The sequence below is a fragment of the Paenibacillus sp. E194 genome, assembly GCF_000935845.1.
GTDB lineage: Bacteria > Bacillota > Bacilli > Paenibacillales > Paenibacillaceae > Paenibacillus_B > Paenibacillus_B alvei_B.
Genome location: NZ_JMDX01000275.1, coordinates 1 through 6,809, shown reverse-complemented (window position 1 = coordinate 6,809; position 6,809 = coordinate 1). Strand labels below are relative to the sequence as shown.

8 protein-coding genes and 1 pseudogene are annotated in these 6,809 nt (G+C 47.0%); 8 read left to right on the top strand and 1 reads right to left on the bottom strand.

The genetic code is table 11. The features are described from left to right. Nucleotides 1-77: 77 nt before the first annotated feature. The 6 genes from AZ66_RS24945 to AZ66_RS24920 all read left to right on the top strand — a co-directional run bounded on the left by AZ66_RS24945 (nucleotide 78) and on the right by AZ66_RS24920 (nucleotide 4,479). Entirely contained in the window at nucleotides 78-752 is a 675-nt protein-coding gene (locus AZ66_RS24945; RefSeq protein WP_021254298.1) for a PspA/IM30 family protein, read from the top strand. A gap of 8 nt (nucleotides 753-760) precedes the next feature. Then, on the top strand, nucleotides 761-1,261 hold the full coding sequence (locus AZ66_RS24940; protein ID WP_021258624.1) for a PspC domain-containing protein: 501 nt from the start codon (nucleotides 761-763) through the stop codon (nucleotides 1,259-1,261). 1 nt (nucleotide 1,262) lies between these two features. Further along, nucleotides 1,263-1,952 (top strand): PspA/IM30 family protein, encoded by a 690-nt coding sequence (locus AZ66_RS24935; RefSeq protein WP_021254296.1) that lies wholly within the window; start codon nucleotides 1,263-1,265, stop codon nucleotides 1,950-1,952. A 109-nt stretch (nucleotides 1,953-2,061) separates the two neighbouring features. After that, on the top strand, nucleotides 2,062-2,712 hold the full coding sequence (liaF, locus tag AZ66_RS24930) for a cell wall-active antibiotics response protein LiaF (protein ID WP_021258623.1): 651 nt from the start codon (nucleotides 2,062-2,064) through the stop codon (nucleotides 2,710-2,712). Between the two features lie 35 nt (nucleotides 2,713-2,747). Then, nucleotides 2,748-3,851 (top strand): sensor histidine kinase, encoded by a 1,104-nt coding sequence (locus tag AZ66_RS24925; RefSeq protein WP_021258622.1) that lies wholly within the window; start codon nucleotides 2,748-2,750, stop codon nucleotides 3,849-3,851. Further along, entirely contained in the window at nucleotides 3,814-4,479 is a 666-nt protein-coding gene (locus tag AZ66_RS24920) for a response regulator (protein WP_021254293.1), read from the top strand. The genes AZ66_RS24925 and AZ66_RS24920 overlap by 38 nt, the downstream gene beginning before the upstream one ends. Before the next feature lie 74 nt (nucleotides 4,480-4,553). On the opposite strand, the gene AZ66_RS24915 is transcribed toward AZ66_RS24920, so the two are convergent. After that, nucleotides 4,554-4,907 (bottom strand): hypothetical protein, encoded by a 354-nt coding sequence (locus tag AZ66_RS24915; protein ID WP_044357353.1) that lies wholly within the window; start codon nucleotides 4,905-4,907, stop codon nucleotides 4,554-4,556. 141 nt (nucleotides 4,908-5,048) lie between these two features. Between AZ66_RS24915 and AZ66_RS24910 the strand changes: the two genes are divergently transcribed. Together AZ66_RS24910 and AZ66_RS24905 are read left to right on the top strand one after the other, a co-directional pair. Next, on the top strand, nucleotides 5,049-5,822 hold the full coding sequence (locus tag AZ66_RS24910) for a YwmB family TATA-box binding protein (RefSeq protein ID WP_044357352.1): 774 nt from the start codon (nucleotides 5,049-5,051) through the stop codon (nucleotides 5,820-5,822). Between the two features lie 159 nt (nucleotides 5,823-5,981). After that, nucleotides 5,982-6,809 (top strand): annotated as a pseudogene (locus AZ66_RS24905) (glucose-6-phosphate dehydrogenase); the annotation flags it as partial.

The window sequence follows — 6,809 nt, the reverse complement described above, 5'->3', positions numbered from 1 at the left end:
GCGCAACAAGAGCCATCCATTTTACAAAAGTGATAATTAATAATTGCAAATAGTCGGTTCAAGGAGGGTAAGGCTGAATGAGTGGTATTTTGAAAAGGGTTCGCGACATTACGATGGCAACATTGAATGAACGTTTGGATAAGGTTGAAGATCCTGTCCGCTTGATTGACCAGTTCCTGATGCGTACACGCCATGATATTAATGAGGCAGACCGCCTCTATCAACAATATGTCATGCATGCGAATCAAATGAGAAATCAAATGAATCAAGCACAAGAATTATGTTCTCGCAGAGAGCAGCAAGCGATGCTGGCCTTGAAGGCGGGTGAGGAATTCGCAGCCAAGATTGCATTGCAAGAGAAGCTGATGCATGAGGATAAGGTGCAGCAGTATTCAGAATTGTACGAAAAGAGCAAGGATGCGATTCTCGAGCTGGAAGAGCAATTGAATATGCTCAAGAGCGAATATCAAGCTGTATATGACAAGCGCCAGTATTACATCGCAAGAATGCAGACGGTTCGCTTGCAGCAGCAAATGAACGAGCGCTTCGGACAATACGGTGTGGGGCAAGTGGACAGTATGTTCCGCAGACTCGAGGATCGAGTTTCCGGGATGGAATGGGAAACGCAAGGCATTCAAGATGTACGCCGCATGAGCGGCCAAACGATGGGCAACATCAACCCGGAACGGGATATGGCTTTGAAGCGCGAAATGGAGCGCCTGAAACAAAAATTAGATTCAGCAAAGGAGTGAAGTAAGCCATGAACAGAAAGTTGTACCGTTCGACACGTGATCGTAAAGTATGCGGTCTCCTCGGCGGCTTAGGTGAATGGCTTGGATTCGATGTCACTCTGCTGCGTGTCCTGTTTGTAATCGGAGTATTCTTCTCGGCGTTTACACTTATCGCCGTATACTTTGTAGTATCACTAGTAGTACCTAAGGAGCCGTACCAGCCATTTGGACCTACCGGTTATGGTGCAGGCCCATACGGAGGCGGCTATCAAGGTCAACAAGGCTACCAAGGCGGCTACTCCAATGATCCCAACTATTACAACGGACCACGAGCAGCAGGGCCTACGAATCCATACGGCTCCTCCACATATGGAGGAGTAAAGCAAACCAACAGTTATGATGCGAATTATGCATCTTCTAATGATTCTTCCATCGATTCGATGATGATGGATATTGAGAAAAAAGCGTTGAAAAAAGAAATCGAAGAACTTCGCCAAAAAGTAGCGAAGTACGAGAGAGGGGACAAATAAGATGGGTGTATTCAAACGTATTAAAGATATGACTAAGGCTTCTGTACATGAGTTGTTGGATAAAGTAGAAGATCCAGTGGTAATGTTGAATCAATATCTGCGCGACATGGAGGAAGAAATCCATGATGCAGAAGTAACAGTTGCCAAGCAAATGGCAAGTGAGCGCCAAATCAAGCATCGTTATGATGAAGCTATTCGCTTTACAGCTGACCGTGAAGCACAGGCAGAACGCGCATTGAAGTCAGGCCAAGAGGAAATGGCACGCAAGTTCCTGGAAGAAAAACTGTACTATGATCAAAAAGTTGCTGAATACAGCGACTTGCATGCCCAAGCACAAGGCCATGCGGAAGAGTTAATGCATCAGCTGCGCTCGATGAAGGATGAATTCTACAAACTGCGCAACAAACGCAATGAATTGGCTGCACGTGCACAAATGGCGAAAGCACGCAAGCAGATGTCTTCCATTACAAGCAACCATTCCATCGAGTCAGGTTCTGCAACTCGCGGCTTCCATCGCATGGAAGAGAAGATTATGCAATTGGAAGCAGAAGCTGAAGTCATGCGTGTTCCTTACGGCGGATATGCAGGCACTTCATCCAATTACCAACCGCCTGTAGATGTAGAGAAGGAAATGAAGGTTAACGAGCAATTGGCAGCATTGAAGCAAAAATTGGGTCAAACGGAGCAATAAATCCTTGGGGGATGTCCAAGGTTATGATATGCTAACATAGGTAGCTTACGGCGATGCGCTAGCATCGCCGTAAGTGCTATCCACGAATATTTGTGACAGGAGGTGCGACATGAATAAAAACAACCGTTTGCTTGCATATATTCTTATCGTCTTCGGGTTGCTCATTTTAATTGGCAAGTGGCTTAGTTTCGTAACGTTTGTCGCACTTGTTATGCTGTATTTGGGCATGCGCAAAGTTCGTGCTGCAGAATTGCGTGTAGGGTACACCTTGCTAGGTATCGGTGGAACACTTTTGCTTTTGGAACATTTAATGTTATTCGTCGGAATCATCTTGATATCTTTAGGGATATTCTATTCACGTGCTCGTAAAGACCAGAAGCATGATCATGTCGAAAAGCGCCAGAACATTACATCCAGTCTGAAGTGGGATCGAGTGCCATATATTTTGCACAGCCAAAGCATGTGGCACCTTATTGGGGAAAGTGATATCGACTTGTCCTTGGCGATATTGGAAGAACCGGAAACTACCCTCATCTTTCAAGGCGTATTAGGTGACATGGACATTATGATTCCAGATGACATTGGTGTATATATCGAAGCTACAGTCTTATTTGGGCAAATTGATGTGGGACGCGACAAAGAAACCGGATTTTTGAACAAGTGGACGTGGCGATCGCCGAATTACGAGTTGACGGAGCAAAGAGTGAAACTCCATATTTCTTACCTCGTAGGAGATATTGATGTCAGGTTGCACATGTAGGACAGTTAGCGAAGAAAGGAGATGCAAAGGCCGGAATGGAACCGAAAAAGCATGTGAATATGGTAGTACGATTAATGGGCGAAACGCTTCTCCTTTCTATCATACTATTCTTTGTCATTATTTATTTGATGCAATCATATGGTTATGTGCAGCCATTTGAGACCTGGATCGACGGAGTGAAGGCGACATTATCGGTGTTGTTTGTCGTCGCGATCATTACGTCGATATTTGCGTTCTTCCAAGGTTATCGGATGAAGCGTCGTGTGGAATTGCTGCGCGAATCGATGCTGCTCTTGGAGAAGGGGAATCTATCGCGGCCGATGCCGGATCTCGGCGATGACGAGATCGGCCAACTAGCTGAACAATTGGAGCGAGTAAGCAAGCGTTGGGAAGAGCAAGTGACTTCGATGCAGCGCTTGTCCACGAATAATGCGCAATTGGCAGAGCAGGCTCGGATATCCGCGATTATCGAAGAGCGGCAACGCTTGGCGCGGGAGTTGCATGATGCGGTAAGTCAGCAGTTATTTGCAATATCAATGACAGCTACCGCTGTACGGAGAACACTGGATGTTGATTTTGATCGAGCGGTACGGCAGGTGGAGCTGATTGAAGAAATGGCTTCCGTTGCCCAGTCCGAGATGCGTGCGCTGCTGCTTCATTTGCGGCCTGTACATTTGGAGGGAAAAGGCTTGACTCAAGGCTTGGCGGAGCTGATCCGCGAGCTGCAGTCCAAAATTCCAATTGAAATTCATTGCGAGATGGATGATCATATTGGATTAGTGAAGGGCGTTGAGAACCATCTGTTCCGGATTGTTCAGGAGGCGTTGTCGAATACACTGCGGCACTCGAAGGCATCGCGGATGGAGATCAAACTGCAAAATCGAGGGGATTTCGTTCGTTTACTCCTCCGTGATAATGGGATAGGATTTGATTGGGATGATAAGAAGCAAGCAAGCTACGGCCTTCGTACGATGCAGGAGCGGGTAAATGAAGTGGGCGGCTCCATTCAGTTCATTACCGCACCTGACAAAGGAACCCGGATCGAAATTCGAGTGCCTGTCATGAGAGAAGAGCCTGGTCTGAAGGAGGAAGAGTTGAACGATGGAGATGGAAACATCGATGATGGACAATCCTATTAAAGTATTGTTGGTAGATGACCATGAAATGGTTCGCATCGGCCTTGCTGCAGTACTGAATACAGAAGAAGGCATTGAGGTCGTAGGGGAAGCAAGCAACGGCATGGACGGAATACGTCTTGCCCAAGAGTATAAGCCTGATGTTGTGCTTATGGATCTTGTGATGGATGGTATGGATGGTATAGAGACAACCCGCAAGCTGCTGCAGTTATATCCTGACTGCAAGGTGATCGTACTTACGAGTTATTTGGATGATGAGAAGATGTATCCTGTCATTGAAGCTGGAGCATTCAGTTATTTGCTGAAGACGTCCCGCGCTACAGAGATTGCTGAAGCCATCCGGGCAGCTGCAAGAGGTCAATCTGTACTTGAGTCCCAGGTAGCCTCCAAGATGATGAATCGATTCCGTCAGCCAGCTCAGCCAACTGCGGCGCATGAACAATTAACAGAGCGTGAGATGGACGTACTTCGTTTATTAGCGCAAGGGAAATCCAATCAGGATATCGCGGATGATCTGTTTATTGGGATTAAGACGGTTAAATTCCATGTTACGAATATATTGGCGAAGCTTGGTGTGGAGGATCGCACGCAGGCAGCGATTTACGCTTATAAGAACGGATTGGCTGAATAGCCGAGAACCCGAGCGCTTTCCTAGGAGAGTGTTCGGGTTTTTTTCGAATGAACTGAGAAGGGGATGCAGGAATTCTAGATAAAAAGCAGAAAAAATAAGGAAACCAGACCCAAATCAAGAGCGAGGCGTCCACCAGGGAAGAAGGGACTGGCTCTATATGGATCGAATGCGCTTGTATATGCTTGATTAGAAGTGTCAGCAACTTGGAGCTGACTGTTTTTCTTCCCTTTGCGCTTCTTAACTGGGGAAGGTTCAACAGATACAGCAGAAGCGTGTGAGGTAGTAACAATATCGCCGTTCAATATCAATTTCCCCCCCTCACAAGAGGTAAGCCGTCCTATATATTGATCTCCGTTCTGCATCACAACACAGACCGGGCGGCCACATAGCAATCGAATGAACGTCTCGTCTATCGGAACGGGAACCACGGTTGGTAAGCCTCCATTCTTGGTTGAATGTATATGTCAGTAGTCTATTCCATGAACGAATGCTAGGTATGGTCATACACCTAGAATCAGCCCGCCTAATTCTAAGAGTGCTACACTTCGATAAGGTAAGGTGATGGAAGGATGCATGCAGTACGCCGTTCTGCCGTTGCGGCAGTAGGATTGGTGTTGTTAGCGTTATGCGGTGCCATTGCACTCATCGGAAGCAATGATCGATGGCAGTTGGCTGGAAGTCAGGAATCGGTCGAGAAGCTTGATCTTGTGAAGCGGGTGAACATGCTTTGGGTGCTTGCTGAATTGGTCGGATCTAAGAAATTCCAGACTACGGTGCTCATTCAAGGGAATTATGCAGCTGGAAGCAGCAAGGAGAAGAACCTCGAACAGTGGCAGAAGGATGCAGGGATCACAGCGCACCTGATACGCAAGGAAGAACAAGGCAAGGAGGCGTATCGCGGAATTTATATATCGGATTCGATAGAAGCAGCGATTCTGTGGTTTCAAGAAGAGGATGGGCGCGTATACTATACGATATCCATACAAGGATCAGCCAGAACCGGTATGACTCAGTCAGCTGCAGAAGGGGAACAACTGATGAAGAAGCTGTCATCTCATTACGGGGCAGAATGGACGGCGACCGTTCAGACAGTAGCGAGCCAATCGCTGAAGGACAGCTTCGAGAGGGCGGAGCGATCGTTGCGGGAATGGGGACAAGCAGAACCGCTTGACCGCTATGAGGATGAGCGTACGATCAGTGTATCTTATCAGACAGACTATATGGGTTCAGGGGTGCAAATGAAGCATGGAAATGCAAATTTGCAGCTTGCTGTTCATGAAAACAGGGACAAGGGAGAAACCCGAATATCTTTCGGTTCTCCGCTGATTGCCGGTGAATTTTAATGAGAATGGATTGAGAATTGCAGCTGGGCAAGGCAATGAGAATTATACTTGACGTCAAGGAAAGAATGGAATCTATACGGTAAGTATGCTAAAATGGCATCACATCCGAAATAGGAACTATATCAGATCTATAAACGAGTGTAAGGATGATGGAGAGAGATGACTGTGATGCAAAATCATGAATCCCAATTGGCAGACGGCGCCGTATTCTATATATTCGGTGCTACTGGCGACTTAGCTCGCCGCAAATTGTTCCCGGCTATATATAGTCTGTATCGCGAAGGCAAGCTAGGAGAACGCTTCGCAGTTATCGGACTAGCCCGCCGTGCTCGTACGCATGAAGAATTCCGTCAGGATGTGCGTGCGTCTATCGACGAATTTTGCCGTTACCCGGTTCAGAATGATGAAGAATGGAACCGGTTTGCTAAGCATTTTGAGTACAAGCCGTTAGATATTAACAATGTAGATGGCTTCCGCGAACTGCGTGAGCAGTCCGAGCATATCGAACGCGAGTACGATATTCCAGGAAATCGTCTGTTCTATTTGGCACTGGCTCCGGAATTGTTCGGCAGTGTATCGCACAATCTTCGTGATGGCGGAATGCTGGAGAGCAAGGGCTGGCACCGCCTCGTAATCGAGAAGCCGTTCGGTTACGATCTACCTTCAGCAGAGAAGCTGAACGAAGAAATCCGTCAAGTATTCAAAGAAGAAGAAGTGTACCGTATCGACCATTACTTGGGCAAAGAAATGGTACAGAACATTGAAGTTCTTCGATTTGCGAATGCATTCTTCGAGCCGCTCTGGAACAACAAGCATATTGCGAATATTCAAATTTCCCTGTCCGAGACAGTTGGGGTTGAAGAGCGTGGAGGCTATTACGATCATGCAGGTGCATTGCGCGATATGGCGCAGAACCATATGCTGCAAATGCTCACCATGATTGCAATGGAGCCGCCTAGCCGCCTGCATCCGGAAGATATCCGCGAT

Bases quoted from the DNA above. Each gene is read 5' to 3' on its own strand.
- liaF (WP_021258623.1), top strand. From the start codon at position 2,062: ATGAATAAAAACAACCGTTTGCTTGCATATATTCTTATCGTCTTCGGG.
- AZ66_RS24920 (WP_021254293.1), top strand. From the start codon at position 3,814: ATGGAGATGGAAACATCGATGATGGACAATCCTATTAAAGTATTGTTG.
- AZ66_RS24910 (WP_044357352.1), top strand. From the start codon at position 5,049: ATGCATGCAGTACGCCGTTCTGCCGTTGCGGCAGTAGGATTGGTGTTG.
- AZ66_RS24945 (WP_021254298.1), top strand. From the start codon at position 78: ATGAGTGGTATTTTGAAAAGGGTTCGCGACATTACGATGGCAACATTG.
- AZ66_RS24925 (WP_021258622.1), top strand. From the start codon at position 2,748: ATGGAACCGAAAAAGCATGTGAATATGGTAGTACGATTAATGGGCGAA.
- AZ66_RS24935 (WP_021254296.1), top strand. From the start codon at position 1,263: ATGGGTGTATTCAAACGTATTAAAGATATGACTAAGGCTTCTGTACAT.
- AZ66_RS24940 (WP_021258624.1), top strand. From the start codon at position 761: ATGAACAGAAAGTTGTACCGTTCGACACGTGATCGTAAAGTATGCGGT.